We start from the raw sequence: 16,995 nt of genomic DNA on the forward strand, positions 1-16,995 counted from the left end.
CAAACCCACAAATGGTTTAATTTGGTTGCTATAACTATTGCGGATTGCGATTCATTTTGAACAACCAAAGGATGCATCCAAATTAGAAAATAAATAGCACCACAATAGGTTTTGAGATAGATTTTAGAAAAAGTATGAATAATTAAGGAAAATAGTTGCCTACTTTATATCCTTATCAACTAGAGAATAACGAGGTGTAATAAAAATGGATATATTAGGTGTATTTGGGATATTGTTAGGAATATTAATAATAATTATCTTAATTACAAAAAAATTCAGTATCATAATTGCTGCACCCATAGCGACGATTGTCGTGTTGCTGTTTAACGATGTACCTATACTAGAAACTGTATTTGGCAAAGAAAATTCTTATATGACTGCCCTTGCTGGGTTTATTGCATCAAATTTCGCTATATTCTTATTAGGTTCCATATTAGCGAAATACATGGATAAAAGTGGGGCAACGATTTCAATTGCAAATAAAGTATTGTCGGTGGTAGGAACTAAGAACCCGTACAACGCATTAGTGGCATTATTTATTATTTCTGCCATCCTAACTTACGGTGGTATTAATGTATTCGTCATCATATTTGCATTAATTCCAATGGCTAAACCGATCTTCAAAGAACTTAATATTTCGTGGAAGTTAGTTGTCATTCCTGTGTTTGGTGGGACTTCAACGTTCACGATGACGATGTTGCCTGGTGCACCTTCCTTACACAATATTGTGCCTTCAACGGCTTTGGGAACCACATTAACTGCTGCGCCACTTATCGGAATCGTCACTTCTATCGCAGCAATTGTCTTCATACTCGTATTTATGAAATTCTCGTTGTCCAAAAGCTTGCGTAATAACGAGACATTTAAAGTGGATGAGAAGGTTGAAAGTAATGATGCGACAGTTGAACGCAAGCGCCCATCATTCATTATCAGTTTACTGCCGATCATTGTGTTATTAGGCATAATCCTACTATTTAGTTCTGTGGGTAACATAATTATTGTCGCTTTAATTGTTGCTGTTGTATTGAGTGCGATCTTATTCCGTAAACAAATTGCTCAGCAAAAAGAGGTATTAAATCAAGGGGCTAACGAATCATTAGCATCAACGTTTACAACTGGTAGTACAATTGCATTTGGTAGCATTGCAACAAATGTTCCTGCGTTTAAGGGTGTATTCCAATTGATTCAATCAATTCCTGGGCCACCCGTACTCTCATTAATGATTGGTACAGGTCTTATAGGCGGCATTACTGCTTCTGCAGTTGGAGCAATTGGCATAGCTGTTACGAATTTTGCCCCTATATATTTGGAAATGGGATTAGATCCGGAAACGATTCACCGTTCAATCGCAATAGCATCTGGAGCTCTAGCAATTGTTCCTTACTCTGGATTCTTGATTATATTTAACAATTTAACGGGATTAACAATGAAAGACACTTTCAAAAATGGATTTATCAGTATAAGTGTTACCAGCTGGGTAGCAATGGCCGTTATCGTTGTCATGACCCTCTTAGGTTTAGCTTAACCATGTACCTATAGCAAGTTTTCATACTTGTTATGAATTATTCAACTATAACGTAACATTCAAAACTTTATACAAACACTTATTATGATATCGATGATAAAAAATATATAGTACAATAGGAGGAAATAAACATGAGTAAAAAAATTGGATTTGTAGGATTAGGAACGATGGGCTTCCCGATGGCAGTTAATTTAAAGAAAGCTGGTTTTGAGGTAATCGGTTATGATGCTTACAAAGGCGTTTATGAGAAGGCAGAAGCTGCAGGCATAACAATGGTAGAAACTTTAAAAGAAGTGGCGGAACAAGCTGACGAAGCAATTATTTCCATGGTTCGTGACTATGCCCAAAATGTTGACCTTATTTTTGGTGAGGGCGGTCTATTATCTGTACAACCAAAAGATAAAACAATTATTGTTATGAGTACACTTGACCCTGATACTATGAATGAATTAGGCAAAAAAGTCGAAGAAGATAGTGATTTGAGATTAATTAGCGCAGCGGTGAGCGGTGGTGCTTCAGGTGCGCAAGCTGGCACATTATCGATTATGACATCAGGTTTAGAAGACATCGTGAAATCTTTCCAACCATACTTTGACGCAATTGGATCCAATACATTCTACTACGGCGAAGAACCAGGGAACAGCCAAGTAGCAAAATTAGTTAATAATATGATTTTAGGTATTAACATGAATGCTTTAGCTGAAGGACTTAAATTAGGAAATCACTATAACTTACCTCAAGAAGAGATCTTAAACTTATTACAAGTAAGTACAGGAGATAGTTGGGTAGTTAGAAATTGGAGCGATATTTCTGATTGGACAGCAGATACTGCTTTAGCGGTTTTACTAAAAGACTTAATCGCGACTTATAACGAAGGTATTAAACATAATATTTCTATGCCATTTAATGCCTTATCATCTACACAATTATTTAACTCTATGGGAAAAGAGAAAAAATAATCGAATTTATTTACCACTTAATTGGTAAATGGCAACATGAGCATGGGAAGATGCTCGCGTTGCCATTTTTTATTGTTTGTAAGAGGAGAGTAAATCATATTTCACTCTTAGTTGGTTCGGAAAGTGAGCGCTGGATGTACTTACATTTCTTGTATTTTCCTCTGCGGCTTGAAAATTCTTCACATGTAATTTCCCACTCATTTTCTCTCTCATAACTGCCCGTTTCATTTCATGTTAACACGTTTTTACCCATGCAAAAACACCTCCGATGTAGGTACTTATTACAAGTGTACCTTTTCGAAGGTGTTTTATATTGTCTTACTAATTTAAGTTCGTCCATGTCATACATAGGCTCATTCGAGTTTATTTTGTTGGAGTGCTCTCCGTGCTAATTGATCTGCAGCAAGATTCTTACTATCGGGAATCCATTTAATGAAGAAGAACTCAAAAGAGTCAGCAATCTCAAATGCTTTGTCCAACAACTCTTTATAAACAATATTCTTTGCATACTTTTTTTCAACTGCTGCCACGACTATTTGAGAATCAGATCTGACTGAAACAATCCCGTTTGATAGCTTTTGAGCTTCCTCAAGTCCACGGATTAGGGCTAAAAACTCCGTTGTGTGATTATCATATATTCCGACATACTCGGAAATTTGAAGATGATGACCTTCTCCTTTTATAAAAATGCCGATTCCGCTAGGACCGGGATTTCCAGCACTTGCTCCATCAATGTAAACTTCAAGCATTTGTCCAACTCCTCACTTTTCGTCAAGTGGTGTAATGCGTTTTGCCATATAACCAAATGGTGTGCCGATAATTGATACAACAAGGAATTTCAAAATATAAGTTGAAATGAATATACTGAGCCAAATGTCAGTTGATAATTCACCTAAAAAAGCAATTGAAGTAAAAATAAGTGTATCTAATAATTGACTTAGCATGGTCGAACCGTTGTTACGAATCCAAAATGCACCATCAGAAGGAAATAGTTTGCGTAAGAAACTAAAAATAATTACATCGGTATATTGACTAATGATATATGCAATTATACTTCCTAGTGCGATTCGAGGAATTAACCCGAAAATAGTTTCTAATGAGCTTTGGGTAAAGTCATCAGGCGATGGTTGAAACTGGAGAACAACTTGCATAATGAGCGTCATCATAAGTAGGGACATAAAACCTAACCATACAGCTTTTTTCGCTTCTTTCTGCCCATACTTTTCATTATCGGTAACCAAGAAAATACTGCCATATATAGCATTACCCAAAGTTGCAGTTAACCCAAGAATTTCAATGAGCTTGGTTACTTGAATATTGGCGGAACAGTTGCGAATCCTACCCAAACAAATAATCCTGATCTACCGAAAAATTTATACATGATTAATACGAATATCATATTTAAAACAGCGAAACCTAATCCTAATACTTCATTAAACATACGAATCCTCCAATTTTATTTCTACGGAGTTTACTGATTACTTATAACAATCGGATGATTTTCAACCTAATTATTATAAAGTGAGTTGCAAGCAAATGCAATACCGAGGTAAACTTAATGAATGGCTATAATGAAAGGATGAAGTAATTGAATAAGCTTATTGTAATTAGGGAAATTGATGAAATGCTTGAAACCTATTGCGACGGTTGCTTCATTAAAAGAGAGCTCAAGACAAATGGAGGAAAAGCGGTGGCACATCGTTTTTGCATTGATCATTGTACCGTAGGAGAACAGTTGAGATTTTTGGGTATTGAACTAAATAAAGTGAAAAATTAATTATATAGAACATACAAAACCCACCAAAGTATATTGGTGGGTAATCTAATTATGCCATTAGTTCAACACTTGCAGCTTGAGGACCTCTATTGCCTTCTATTATTTCGAAAGACACTTCTTGACCTTCATCTAATGTTCGGAATCCGTCTCCTTGGATACCCGTAAAATGGACGAACACATCTTCACCATCATTGTATTCGATAAAACCGTATCCTTTTTCATTGTTGAACCATTTTACTTTGCCTTGGTGCATTATGGTTCCTCCTCACAAAATTTGAGTGAAATGTCAGTTTCTTGGTTCCGAAAGCGCAAAATATTCAGTCAATAGATGGATATACTATACATGAAATGTCGAAACTAGTCAATTTAATATAGACTGGTTTGTTGCGAACAGGCAGTCGTTTATGCAATGATACAATAAGTTAGTCTTAATCTGTGCGACTAGGAAGGAAGAACATTTTGAACGTCATTGAGCATTGTGAGCATTTAGTAAAAGATATATATAATCAATTTGATGCAAGTCATGATTTTCAACATATTGAACGTGTAAGAAAGAATGCACAAATCATTAGTTCGCAAGAAGGTGATGTACGACACGATATCATTGAACTTGCTGTTCTTCTTCACGACGTGAGTGATGTGAAGTATAACGGTTCAGAAGGTAAGATAAAAGAAATTGCAATACTTAGTCAACTGGACTTGTCTTCAGCTGATCGAGATTGGATTGTTGCGATTATCGAAGCAGTATCTTTTAGTGGTGGAAATGAAAAGGTAGCCGCAACAATAGAAGCGAAAATTGTACGGGATGCTGATCGACTAGATGCAATTGGTGCAATTGGAATTGCTCGTACCTTTGCATATGGCGGAGCAAAAGGAAGAAAACTCTACGATTGGTCTGAACTAGCGAGACGTGATATGTCTGAAGAAGATTACCGAACCAAAAAAACAGCGTCAGTTACACATTTTTATGAAAAATTACTTCTTCTAAAAGATTTAATGGTTACTGATACAGGAAAGAAATTAGCCTTACAACGACATGAATTTATGCTGAGCTTTATGGAACAGCTAAAAATAGAAACGAGTGAAGAATTATGAGTCATTTAATCGTATCCAACCTAACAAAAACAGTGGGAGAAAAAACATTGTTTGAGAATATTGATTTTACAATTTACGCTGGCGAGCGTGCTGGATTAATTGGCGTAAATGGAACTGGGAAATCAACTTTTCTATCTATTCTTGCAAATCGAATTGAAGCAGATCAACTATCTATGGATCATCCGAATCAATACCGCATTGCATTTTTAGAACAAGATCCTAAGTTTGACAAAGGTTTGACCGTTTTACAAGCAGTGTTCAGTGGAGATTCGCCTGTCTTACAGATTAATAGGAAATATGAAGAGGCACTTGAAAAATTAAATGAGGATTCTTCTTCAGTCGAATATCAAAATTTATATATGGATATTCAACAAAAAATGGATGAATATAATGCTTGGGATATTAATGCTATGGCGAAAACAGCATTAAACAAACTTGGAATTGATATGTTCGATCGCCAAGTAAACGAACTTTCTGGCGGTCAACTTAAACGTGTTGCTCTAGCGAAAGTTCTGGTAGAGCCAGCAGACCTGATTTTGCTAGATGAACCGACCAACCATCTTGATGTCCAATCGTCAGAATGGTTACAAGAAAGTCTTGCCAAATTATCAAGTGCTATAATATTCGTTACGCATGACCGATACTTTTTAGATGGAGTATCTACACATATCTATGAAATCGCGGATCAAACAATGTACACACATAGAGGAAATTACGGTGACTATTTAGAAGCGAAAGCAATTCGTGAAGAAATGGCTGCCTCTTCCCAGTTAAAACTGCAAAATCGATTCCGTTCTGAATTGAAATGGATCCGACGGGGTGCTAAAGCACGAACAACTAAACAAAAAGCTCGAATCCAGCGTTTTGATCAATTGGATGAACAAATGGAACGGAATAACGATAATACATCGTTAGATATGAAGTTAGCAACTACGCGCCTAGGTAAAAAAGTGCTTGAAGGAATTGAACTGTCAAAAGCATATACAGATAAAAAAATCATTCAAAATTTTTCATTCCTTCTACAACCTGGCGATCGAATTGGTATTGTCGGACCGAATGGAGCAGGGAAAAGTACACTGATCAACATGCTAGCTGAGAAAATCCAGCCGGATAGCGGCGAACTTCAGGTAGGTCAGACTGTTAAAATTGCGCACTTTGAACAAACAATCCCTCCAATGAATCCGAATACCCGAATGATTGAATATGTTCGTGAGTCTTCAAATGATATTGAAGGATCAGATGGTGTTAGGCATTCAGCAGCTCAAATGTTAGAGCGATTCTTATTTCCACTAAAAGTCCATGGAACACCGATTGGTAAATTGTCTGGTGGAGAACGTAAAAGACTTCATTTATTGAAACTATTAATGGAACAGCCAAATGTTTTACTATTAGATGAGCCGACTAACGATTTAGATATTCAAACGTTGTCGGTATTAGAAGATTTCATTGAACAATTCCCTGGCGTCGTGATCACTATTTCCCATGATCGTTTCTTCTTGGATCGAATTGCGAAAAAATTATGGGTATTAGACGGCAAAGGAAATACACGTGAAGTACAAGAAATTTATTCTGATTTTCTTGAACAAACACCTGAAGTTGAGGTGGAGGATGTTGTCATTGTTGAGCCTGAGCCAATAAAGCAAAAAGAACAAAAGAAAAAACTGACATTTAAAGAACAAAAAGAATGGGAAACAATCGAAGATGATATAGCTAAAGTGGAAAAATCAATCATAAGTGCTGAAAAAGAAGTAGAACTAGCAGGAGCGGATTTTGAAAAACTTCAAAAAGCCACCCAACATTTAGAAGCATTAAATGAACAATACAATATGCTAATTGAAAGATGGTCGTATCTTCAAGAAATAATTGGCTAATGATACACTAAAAATAGGGGGGATTAGCGTGAAAATAATCACAGTTGAACCAACACCAAGTCCAAATACAATGAAAATAATTGTGGATCAAGAACTTCCCTTTGGAAAAAGCTTTAACTACAAAAAGAATGAACAACAGAACGCACCAGAAGAAATACTCTCGATATTAAATATCGATGGTGTAAAAGGGATTTATCATGTTGCGGATTTTCTTGCCATCGAACGTTTTGCGAAAAACGACTGGGAAGAGATATTAGGGGACGTGCGAAAAGCGTTCGGTGAAAATCATTCCGATTTAAATAATGAAAAAAGATTACACGAACATTTTGGGGAAGTCTATGTTCATGTTCAGCAAATCAAAGGTATCCCACTTCAAGTCAAAGTGTTCGATCAAACTTCCGAAGAGCGGGTTGGTCTTTCATCAAGATTTGTCGATGCCATGAATGTAAGTATGAAAGAACATGATGAAAACTACATTCTACAACGAAAATGGGTAGATTTTGGTGTTCGGTATGGCGATAAAAAAGAAATTGCTGAGCAAATAAGAGAAGAAGTCGAAGCAACTTATCCAGAGACTCGTTTACAGCAATTGATTGAAACAGCGAAGAGTCCAAAAATTGGATCGATCGTACACGGTCGTCAAGTAACATTGGAGGAATTCCAAGCAGAAACTTGGCAAGAACGTTTCCAATTGCTTGATCAAATGACTGATCCTTCAATCCACGATTTGCCACTTCTAAAAAAAGCCTTGCAAGATGAACAAATGTCGATTCGTCGTTTAGCTACCGTTTATCTTGGAATGATTAACGACGATGCGGTAATTCCGTTTATGGAAATGGCTCTACAAGACAAAAGTCCGTCTGTAAGACGTACTGCAGGTGATTGTATGAGTGATTTAGGTTTCCAACAATTTGAATCAGCAATGATACAAGCCCTGACCGACAAAAATAAGTTAGTTCGATGGAGAGCGGCCATGTTTTTGTATGAAACTGGCACACAACAATCCCTTAATGCACTTCATCAAGCAAAAGAAGATACTGAATTCGAAGTGAAATTACAAGTGAATATGGCAATCGCTCGAATCGAGCATGGAGAAGAAGCAAAAGGCTCCGTATGGAAACAAATGACGGAATCTAGAAATCAATAAGTTGGCGTGTATATGCATTCGATAATCGAATCGCTCACAATGATTTCAATATTTTTTGCAAAATTAGCATCTGAGAAGGTGCTTTTTTTTGCGGGGAATTTTAGAACAAGAATAACCCCAATCAAATGGTTCGATCATGATTGGGGTAAAACCATAGAGCTATTAAGAGGTCTTTGCCTTTGCAGTCCTTTTTCTTGGTACGGGTTTTTTCTTTTTAGTTTTATCGAGAGATGCTTGGAGAGCTGACATCAAATCGGTAACATTTGACGGTACAGTAGCTTGTTTCTCACTCGCAGAGACGGTATTGTTACCTGCTTTCTTCTCTTCAATTAATTCCATTAAAGCAGTACGATAATCATCTGTATATTTATCGGGTTCAAATGCAGTTGTTAATTGATCTACTAACATGAGAGCCGTATCAAGTTCTTTTTGTACTACTTCAGATTCACTTGGAATGTTAGGGACTTCTGAAGAATCTCGGACTTCATCGGGAAAATGAATGGTTTCCATGATTAACGTCTCTTTGTAGACTCTCACTACCGCTAGTTGTTCTTTGGAACGTATCATAATTTTTGCAATTCCTATCTTGCCGGACTCCAGCAGTGCTTTTCTAAGTAGGGAGTATGCTTTTCCTCCACCACTATCAGGAGCCATGAAATAACTACGTTCAAAATAGATTGGGTCTATTTCTTCCAGTTTCACAAAATCGATAATTTCCACGGCTTTATCTTCATTTTCTTTTTTTAACTTCTCAAGTTCACCTTCATCTAATACCACGAACTTGTTTTTTGAGTACTCATATGCTTTTACGATATCTTCATTTTTCACTTCTTTTTTACATCCTTCGCAAACCTTTTGATAACTAATAGGTGTATGGCATTCCTTATGGAGTTGTCTTAATTTAATATCTTTATTTTCTGTTGCGGAATGAAGTTTAACAGGAATATTTACTAGTCCAAAGCTAATACTGCCTTTCCAAACTGTATGCAATAGTGTTCACCAACTTTTTCATTTTCTTTTACTATGCAGTATTTTACGCATTTTTATGTATCAAGTAAGGGAAATGGTCAAAAACTAGAACAAATCAACCGAAAGTAGGTTCAAAATTGAAACCGATGCTATTAACGGCTGCAACCGATATTCCTATAGGGAATGAATGGCTATACGAAACAAAATATGATGGCTTTCGATGCATATTAGAATGGGAGAGGGACGAGCTCATTCTAAAAAGCAGAAATGGAAAGATTTTAAATCAAATGTTTCCAGAGATTATTAGCTACTGTAATGAAATTCAAGAGCGAATTACTTCGTTCTTACCTTTAACATTAGATGGCGAATTGGTCAGTCTAACAAATAATTATCAAAGTAACTTTTCAAACGTACAATTAAGAGGACGAATGAAGAAACAAGATATCATCTTGAAACATGTACAACAGTTCCCATGTCATTATGTAGTATTTGATTTTCTGAAATATAAAGGAAAAAAACTTACAGATCTTACACTTACGAAACGTAAACAAAAGCTTAATAACCTTTTTAAGAAGCTTTATCTTCCCACAACAATTAGTTATGAAGACTGTAATCGGATTCAGGCGATTGATGTGTTCGACGATAGTGAAGTATTGTGGAATAAAATTAATGTAAGCAATGGTGAAGGAATCATTGCTAAACAAAAAACAAGCTATTGGATTGGTGATAAGAGAACAGTGGACTGGATAAAAATTAAAAATTGGAGAACTGTTAGTGTCATTCTAACAAAATATGATAAAAGCAATGGTTTTTTCCATGGAGCTGTTTATAAAAAGGATGACCTAATTGAAATAGTTACCTTTCGGCACGGTTTAAAGGAAGAAGAGTTAAAAACATTAAGTATATTGTTTCAATCGAACGGCACAAAAATAGGTAAGGAAATATGGGAACTGGAACCATCAATTTGTGTAGAGATCGACTGTATTAGTTTCGAAGGAAAACATCTAAGAGAGCCAAGATTCCATGCATTTGATTTTGAGAAGGATATTAGTGATTGTAATTGGCAGCAAATGCAAAGACAACTCTCTCCACTTCCACCAAGCATACAGCTTACACATCCAAAAAAGCCGATTTGGCTCGCAAGTAATATCCAAAAAGACGACTACTTGCATTACTTGCAGGTAGTGGCACCATATTTTCTGCCGTTTTTAAGTGACCGTCTATTAACTGTTATTCGCTTTCCACACGGGTCATCCGGAGAAAGTTTTTATCAAAAAAATAGCCCTGATACTATTCCGGGTTTTATAACTATCAAACAAGTTGAAGATATTCGTTATATTGTGTGCAATGATATCGAATCATTACTTTGGTTAGGGAATCAATTAGCGCTAGAGTTCCATATTCCATTTCAAACGATTCATTCAAACAAACCAAGTGAAATTGTTTTTGACCTTGATCCTCCTTCCGTAAATGAATTTTCTTTAGCGATTGAAGCAGCATTACGAATGAAAGCCGTTTTAGACCAGTTTGGACTACAATCTTTTGTGAAAACCTCAGGTGGGAAAGGGATGCAAGTATATATTCCATTACCAATCAACACATTTTCTTATGAAGACACACGGGTTTTTACAGAGTTTGTTTGTAACTTTTTAATTGAACAAGATCCACAATGGTTTACATCCGAACGACTGAAAAAGAACCGTCAAAAAAAATTATATTTGGACTATGTCCAACATAGTGAAGGGAAAACGATTGTTGCCCCTTATTCACCGAGAGGGAACGAAAAAGGTTTAATAGCCACACCTCTTAACTGGGATGAAGTATGTGGTTCACTGAAACCAGAGTTATTTACCATTCCATCTGTTCTTGATCGATTAAAAACACAAGCCAATCCATTTCGTGATTTTCGTCAAGGGGTTGAGGAACAAAAATTTGCTGACGTACTAACACAACTAAAAGAATTAATTGAAAAACAAACTATTTAAAGATGATTGATAATATTCAATGCAATTAATTCACATAAAAAACGCGATTACGTGAAAAGAATCGTTAATCAAGTTATGATAGATAATGAAATATCTTGTACTAGTAGCAAATACAAAAGGAAATGAAAGTGGGGAAAAACATGAATGCATATGATGAATATATGAAAGAAATCGTAAAACCAATGAGAAGTGAATTAGTGAACGTAGGATTTAAAGAGCTAACGACAGCCGATATGGTGAATGAACATATGGAAAAATCACAAGGAACTTCGTTAGTCGTTATTAACTCTGTGTGCGGATGTGCAGCGGGATTAGCACGACCAGCAGTTGCTGAAGCCCTACTGGAAGTAAATCAAAAACCAGATCATCTAGTGACTGTATTTGCCGGTCAAGATCAGGAAGCAACATATCAAATGCGGGCTTTTTTTGAAGAAGTACCAGCAAGTTCACCATCAATCGCCATACTAAAAGATGGACAACTGTCATATTTCATCCCACGCGAACAAATTGAAGGCTATCCAATGGAGCAAATAAAAAATCATTTAGTTGAAGTACTTAATCAAGTAACGGCTTCGTGAAAACAATTGTTACGACAGCAGGTCGACCAAATGGTTACACGACCCAACTAGCAAAAAATGCGGGAGGTTACTTACATTTGCCGTTCGTTGATCGTCAAAAAAGGACCGTTATACAATTGCAACAACAGTACCAATGTGATGTATTGGTTGCAGCGAAAAGTCAATGGGAGTATTATGGTCTGAATTCAACTGAACCTTTCTTCTTTCATCCGAGTTCTGCGATGTTTCGTGTAAAGCGGGTGGAGAGAGGAGAACGGGATCCTTTTTTGGAGGTTTGCCAATTAACTAAAGGTGATACCTTTGTAGATTGTACGTTAGGGTATGCCTCAGACAGTTTATTAGCTGCGTTAGCTGTTGGGGAAACTGGTAAAGTTGTTGGATGTGAAGCAAATCCAGTGTTAGCGTTTATTATGCAGGAAGCATTTCACAACGGGCGAACGAATTATGTGGAATTTCAAAAACTAATGGATCGAATACATATTGTATCCTCCGATGCGATTTCCTATTTGCAACAGTTAGATTCCCATTCCGTAGATGTGGTATATTTGGACCCAATGTTCGAGACCACAATCGATGAATCTGCAAATATCAGTCCTCTACGCTCTGTTGGCGTTCAAGATGCCTTGACATCTGAGTGGGTGAAAGAAGCATTGCGTGTAGCAAAAAAACGAGTAGTGTTGAAGGCTAATTATCAGTCACCTTGGTTCAATGAATTTAACTTCAAACAAATCATTCGACCCAATACCAAATTTCATTATGGATATATAGAAAAAAGCTGTCCCACGAATTAGGGGACAGCTTTTTATCAATCTGTGAAGTTTAAAGAGGTTAAATACCCAAGTAATACTAAAAATCCTATTCCAATCACTGTATGCATATCCATAATAAATCCTCCTTACTTTAAAAAAACGGACTCTTTTCTACAATTTTATTGTACAATGAATATTAGAAAGATGAAACCTTTTCATCTTTGATTTCGTATTAGAAATATAAGGTTGTTAAAATTTGTACATACTTGTGGGTGATTAGAAATGAAAAATTGGATTCAGAAAACGCTAGTTATTACAGTAGCACTCTTAACGTTTGGAGTTATTTCACCTGATCATAGTATTTGGGAAAGCTTACTAGACGAAAAAGCCAATCAAAATTCGACACAAAATACGTCAAATGCCTATGCTGTAGATTGGTCTTATGAAGAACCCTCTACGTTTATTGAAGATGCAATAGCTCATGCAAAAGAACAATCCATATTGAAATTCGGGACAAAAATTGGTCCAGTCATTTCAAATGAATTTGAAGAGGTTATTTTCCCGAAAATTCAAGAAGCTATTGAAATGACTCTTGTTGAAATGGATCAAGATACACTCAAGTCTTTGGCAATAAGTGAAAATCCTTCAGGTGATCATAGTGAAAAGATTTTTCATATTTTCGACACAGAAACTCAATCTGATATCATTCGTTTCCATGTAAGAACTGATCGCAAGCCTCAAGATGGGTATTTCTTCAATTTTCATTATCACACTGTGTCTGACCAATACGTCAAACACTACTCGTTGGGTGATATATACTGGTCCAAAAACATGCCACCTAAATGGTTGTCATGAATGTAAAAAAACCTTTTCAGTGTTAAGATACTGAAAAAGGTTTTTTTATTTTCCGGAGGGGTTATTCATGAAACAATATTTACAATTGTGTCAAACAATATTGGCGGACGGCACTTATAAAAACGATCGCACCGGCACTGGAACAAAGAGCATTTTCGGGTATCAAATGCGATTCGATTTATCTAAGGGGTTTCCTTTAATGACGACTAAAAGGACTGCAATGCGTCTAATTACTTCTGAATTGTTGTGGTTTATTAAGGGTGATACAAACGTCAAAACATTAATTGCCCAAAAAAACCATATTTGGGATGAATGGGCTTTTGAAAAATGGGTAAACAGTAAAGAATATGATGGTCCTGACATGACTGATTTTGGTTTGCGGGCAGCTGCCAACGAACAGTTCCAAGCCATTTTGGATGAACAAATGACTATTTTTAGAGAAAAAATCCAGACAGATGACGTTTTTGCAGATACATACGGAGATTTGGGACCTGTTTACGGTAGACAGTGGCGATCTTGGCCGACACCTGATGGAAAATCAATTGATCAGTTAAAAAATGTCATATCTTCAATCAAAAACAATCCTGATTCCAGACGACATATTGTCACTGCTTGGAATCCTTCAGAAGTAGATCAAATGGCTCTTCCGCCATGTCATACATTTTTTCAATTTTATGTAGCCGAAGGTAAACTGTCATGCCAATTATATCAAAGAAGTGCAGATGTTTTTCTAGGTGTACCGTTTAATATTGCTTCTTATTCCTTATTAACACACTTAATTGCAAAAGAATGTAACCTAGAAGTTGGTGATTTCGTTCATACTTTAGGTGACGCTCATATTTACTCCAATCACATGAATCAAATAAACGAGCAATTATCTCGTGAACCACGGGCATTACCGAAACTTAAAATATCAGATGAAAAGGTGTCCATTTTTGATTTGGAAGCTGAAGATATTGTAATAGAGGGATACGACCCACATCCGCGAATAAAAGCCCCAATCGCAGTATAGAAAGTAGGGAGTTCATGATTTCATTAATTGTTGCACATGATCTTAATCAAGTCATCGGGAAGGACAACAAAATGCCTTGGCATATCCCGAATGAACTGGCTTATTTTAAAGAAAAAACGATGGGAAAAGCAATTGTGATGGGACGTAATACATTTGAATCCATTGGACGCCCATTACCTGGCCGATTGAATGTAGTAATCACCCGGAATACTTCTTATCAACAAGAAGGTGTGACTGTGGTACATTCTGTTGAGGACGCTATTGCTGTAGCTCAAAAATATCATGAAGAGGTCATGATTATCGGCGGAGAACAGATTTTTAAAAAAGTGTTGGCAAATGCGGATATAATGTATGTTACATGTATAGAACATCAATTTGAAGGTGATACCTTCTTTCCTCCATATGGAAACGAATGGGAACTTTTATCGTCATCTGAAACTTTTTTAACTGATGATGGATTACAGTACAAGTATTTAATTTATCATAGAAAAAGTTGAAGATTGGTTTACGTTTTATTTCAATCCTTAGCCATCCTTAGTAATGCTTGGAAGTAGATGCTAAATAGCAGCATCTACTTTTTCTGGATTACCTTACTATCACATGCAATTAGTTTACATATATCCAACATATTTTTATAATGTGAGTAGAGACAGAAGGGTGTGACCGAAATGACCAAGATCCATATAGTTACTGATTCAACTGCCGATTTGACAGCTGAACAAATTGAGCAATATTCAATTCATGTAGTACCTTTAACTATTCAAATTGATGGTAAAACATATATTGATGGAGTAGATGTTCAAGCAGAATTATTTCTTGAAATGATGAAAACGTCAAAAAAACTTCCGAAAAGTTCGCAACCGGCAGTTGGTGTTTTTAAAGATCTTTATGATAAATTAGGAAAGAATGGGGATCAAGTTATTTCCATACATATGACGGGTGGGATGAGTGGAACTGTTAAGTCTGCACATGCAGCAGCTGAAATGTCAGAGTCAGATGTAACAGTGATCGATTCACGTTTCATTTCCTATGCCCTTTCTTTTCAAGTGTTAGAAGCTGCACAATTAGCAAGTCAAGGAGCTTCAATGGAAAAAATCGTTACAGCAGTGACCGCCATTCGAAAAAATACAAATTTGTTTGTTGTTGTTGATACATTAGACAATCTTGTAAAAGGTGGACGAATCGGAAAAGGAAAAGCACTGATTGGTTCATTGCTATCCATTAAACCCATCGCGTCACTCGAAGGTGGGGAATATACCCCAGTCGCTAAGGCAAGAAGCCATAAACAAGTCGTACAATATTTGTATAACCGGTTCTTAGAAGATACAAAAGGAAAAGTAGTCAAAGCTGTAGGCATCTCACAAGCCAATGGGCATGCGATGTCTAATCCGTTAAAAAAATTAATTGAAGAAACCGGATTTCCTAATGTTCAAGTAGCTTTCACTTCCCCTATCATCAGTACACACACTGGAATTGGTGCGATTGGTTTTATGTATACGGTTGAATAAGGCTAGAAAGCGGGCAGGGAGAGATCCCTGCTTTTTTATTGGAGGGCTATGTTAAAAAATGATGTTGTTGTGTCTAACGTAAATGTACGATAAACAACAGAATAATTTAACATAGATTGTTGGAAAGGAGAGAATGGTATGGCAAAACGTTTACTATTTGTCATCACTATGTATACTTTCATATTGGTAGGATGTCAAAATGACAAGTTTAATATCCCAGCTGATTTCACTGAGAAACAAACATTTATGTCAAAAGACCTTTCAATAAACAAAACGTTTATTTTGGAAGACATTATACTAGTCGGACTTGGTGATTCATTGACCCAAGGGGTGGGAGATGAACATAACTTTCATGGGTATATAGGACGCTTAAAAGAAGAGATGAGCAATTTTACTGGTGTAAAAGATGTGGAATTGTTTAATCTTGCCAAACGTGGAAAACGAAGCGATCAATTGTTAGAACAACTCAAGTCAGGAGAAGTTGACGAAGAGCTGCGAAAAGCAGATTTTATTATGATGACAATTGGCGGGAATGATATCATGCGAATCGTTAAACAAGATTTATTTCGTTTGCGCATTGATGCTTTCCAAAACGAATTAATCGAATTTACGCAACGTTATCAAAATAGCGTAAATGAAATACGAAAACTCAACCCAGATGCCCCGATTGTATTAATCGGATTATACAATCCTTTCTCAGTTGTAACAGACCAAAAAAATGAGTTTGATCAAATTGTTATGGATTGGAATAAATCAATAAAAAATGTTGTGTCATCCGATACAAATGCTTGTTTTGTACCAGTAGATGATTTATTTAATTCGAATATAGATTTGGTGTATCATACGGATTTTTTCCATCCAAATAGTAAAGGCTACGAACACATGACTGACCGCATCCTCGAATCCCTTGAAACGTGCGGTTTAAATAAATTGACAAATGGGGAAATAGACTTCTAAGGAGTTGA

General features: G+C 36.3%; 17 protein-coding genes and 1 pseudogene. 14 read left to right on the top strand and 4 right to left on the bottom strand.

The annotated features are described in order from the left end of the window. Positions 1-205 precede the first annotated feature (205 nt). Complete coding sequence (locus GY23_RS03200; protein WP_075617753.1) at positions 206-1,525, top strand: GntP family permease; 1,320 nt, start codon at positions 206-208, stop codon at positions 1,523-1,525. Between the two features lie 131 nt (positions 1,526-1,656). Then, positions 1,657-2,484, top strand: a complete 828-nt coding sequence (locus GY23_RS03205; protein WP_075617754.1) for an NAD(P)-dependent oxidoreductase — start codon at positions 1,657-1,659, stop codon at positions 2,482-2,484. A gap of 353 nt (positions 2,485-2,837) precedes the next feature. Here GY23_RS03205 and GY23_RS03210 read toward each other — a convergent pair whose 3' ends face one another. Together GY23_RS03210 and GY23_RS03215 are read right to left on the bottom strand one after the other, a co-directional pair. Continuing rightward, positions 2,838-3,233 (bottom strand): reverse transcriptase-like protein, encoded by a 396-nt coding sequence (locus GY23_RS03210; RefSeq protein WP_075617755.1) that lies wholly within the window; start codon positions 3,231-3,233, stop codon positions 2,838-2,840. Between the two features lie 12 nt (positions 3,234-3,245). Continuing rightward, positions 3,246-3,925: pseudogene (locus tag GY23_RS03215) on the bottom strand (queuosine precursor transporter). 147 nt (positions 3,926-4,072) lie between these two features. Between GY23_RS03215 and GY23_RS03220 the strand changes: the two are divergent. Next, positions 4,073-4,261 carry a zinc-finger domain-containing protein gene (locus tag GY23_RS03220; RefSeq protein ID WP_075617756.1) on the top strand — a complete coding sequence of 63 codons (189 nt, stop codon included), beginning with the start codon at positions 4,073-4,075 and terminating at the stop codon, positions 4,259-4,261. Between the two features lie 49 nt (positions 4,262-4,310). Here the strand turns inward: GY23_RS03220 and GY23_RS03225 are convergent, their stop codons facing one another. After that, positions 4,311-4,514 (bottom strand): cold-shock protein, encoded by a 204-nt coding sequence (locus GY23_RS03225; RefSeq protein ID WP_075617757.1) that lies wholly within the window; start codon positions 4,512-4,514, stop codon positions 4,311-4,313. A 206-nt stretch (positions 4,515-4,720) separates the two neighbouring features. Between GY23_RS03225 and GY23_RS03230 the strand changes: the two genes are divergently transcribed. From GY23_RS03230 to GY23_RS03240, 3 genes are read left to right on the top strand one after another with little or no spacing between them, the layout of a single operon-like run. Continuing rightward, entirely contained in the window at positions 4,721-5,356 is a 636-nt protein-coding gene (locus GY23_RS03230; protein WP_084543949.1) for an HD domain-containing protein, read from the top strand. Then, positions 5,353-7,227 (top strand): ABC-F family ATP-binding cassette domain-containing protein, encoded by a 1,875-nt coding sequence (locus GY23_RS03235; RefSeq protein WP_075617758.1) that lies wholly within the window; start codon positions 5,353-5,355, stop codon positions 7,225-7,227. The genes GY23_RS03230 and GY23_RS03235 overlap by 4 nt, the downstream gene beginning before the upstream one ends. Positions 7,228-7,255: 28 nt before the next feature. Beyond that, positions 7,256-8,374 (top strand): conserved virulence factor C family protein, encoded by a 1,119-nt coding sequence (locus tag GY23_RS03240; RefSeq protein ID WP_075617759.1) that lies wholly within the window; start codon positions 7,256-7,258, stop codon positions 8,372-8,374. A gap of 162 nt (positions 8,375-8,536) precedes the next feature. Here GY23_RS03240 and ku read toward each other — a convergent pair whose 3' ends face one another. Continuing rightward, a complete protein-coding gene (ku, locus tag GY23_RS03245; RefSeq protein ID WP_075617760.1) occupies positions 8,537-9,364 on the bottom strand; it encodes a non-homologous end joining protein Ku in 828 nt (275 codons plus the stop codon). Between the two features lie 116 nt (positions 9,365-9,480). On the opposite strand from ku, the gene GY23_RS03250 reads away from it, so the two are divergent. The 8 genes from GY23_RS03250 (at position 9,481) to GY23_RS03285 (ending at position 16,987) form a co-directional block, all read left to right on the top strand. Further along, complete coding sequence (locus tag GY23_RS03250; protein WP_075617761.1) at positions 9,481-11,328, top strand: DNA ligase D; 1,848 nt, start codon at positions 9,481-9,483, stop codon at positions 11,326-11,328. A 140-nt stretch (positions 11,329-11,468) separates the two neighbouring features. After that, positions 11,469-11,906, top strand: a complete 438-nt coding sequence (locus GY23_RS03255; protein ID WP_075617762.1) for a BrxA/BrxB family bacilliredoxin — start codon at positions 11,469-11,471, stop codon at positions 11,904-11,906. Next, positions 11,903-12,697 carry a class I SAM-dependent methyltransferase gene (locus GY23_RS03260; protein ID WP_075617763.1) on the top strand — a complete coding sequence of 265 codons (795 nt, stop codon included), beginning with the start codon at positions 11,903-11,905 and terminating at the stop codon, positions 12,695-12,697. The genes GY23_RS03255 and GY23_RS03260 overlap by 4 nt, the downstream gene beginning before the upstream one ends. A gap of 240 nt (positions 12,698-12,937) precedes the next feature. Continuing rightward, the gene (locus tag GY23_RS03265; protein ID WP_075617764.1) at positions 12,938-13,510 is read left to right on the top strand and encodes a YpjP family protein; all 573 of its coding nucleotides are present in this window, start codon (positions 12,938-12,940) and stop codon (positions 13,508-13,510) included. A 67-nt stretch (positions 13,511-13,577) separates the two neighbouring features. Next, positions 13,578-14,522: a thymidylate synthase gene (locus GY23_RS03270; protein ID WP_075617765.1), complete on the top strand. Its 945-nt coding sequence runs from the start codon at positions 13,578-13,580 to the stop codon at positions 14,520-14,522. A gap of 14 nt (positions 14,523-14,536) precedes the next feature. Then, positions 14,537-15,019 carry a dihydrofolate reductase gene (locus tag GY23_RS03275; protein ID WP_075617766.1) on the top strand — a complete coding sequence of 161 codons (483 nt, stop codon included), beginning with the start codon at positions 14,537-14,539 and terminating at the stop codon, positions 15,017-15,019. A gap of 171 nt (positions 15,020-15,190) precedes the next feature. After that, entirely contained in the window at positions 15,191-16,030 is an 840-nt protein-coding gene (locus GY23_RS03280; RefSeq protein ID WP_075617767.1) for a DegV family protein, read from the top strand. Positions 16,031-16,168: 138 nt separating this feature from the next. Then, positions 16,169-16,987, top strand: a complete 819-nt coding sequence (locus GY23_RS03285; protein WP_075617768.1) for a GDSL-type esterase/lipase family protein — start codon at positions 16,169-16,171, stop codon at positions 16,985-16,987. The last annotated feature ends 8 nt before the right edge of the window (positions 16,988-16,995 follow it).

Source organism: Paenisporosarcina indica (genome assembly GCF_001939075.1).
GTDB lineage: Bacteria > Bacillota > Bacilli > Bacillales_A > Planococcaceae > Paenisporosarcina > Paenisporosarcina indica.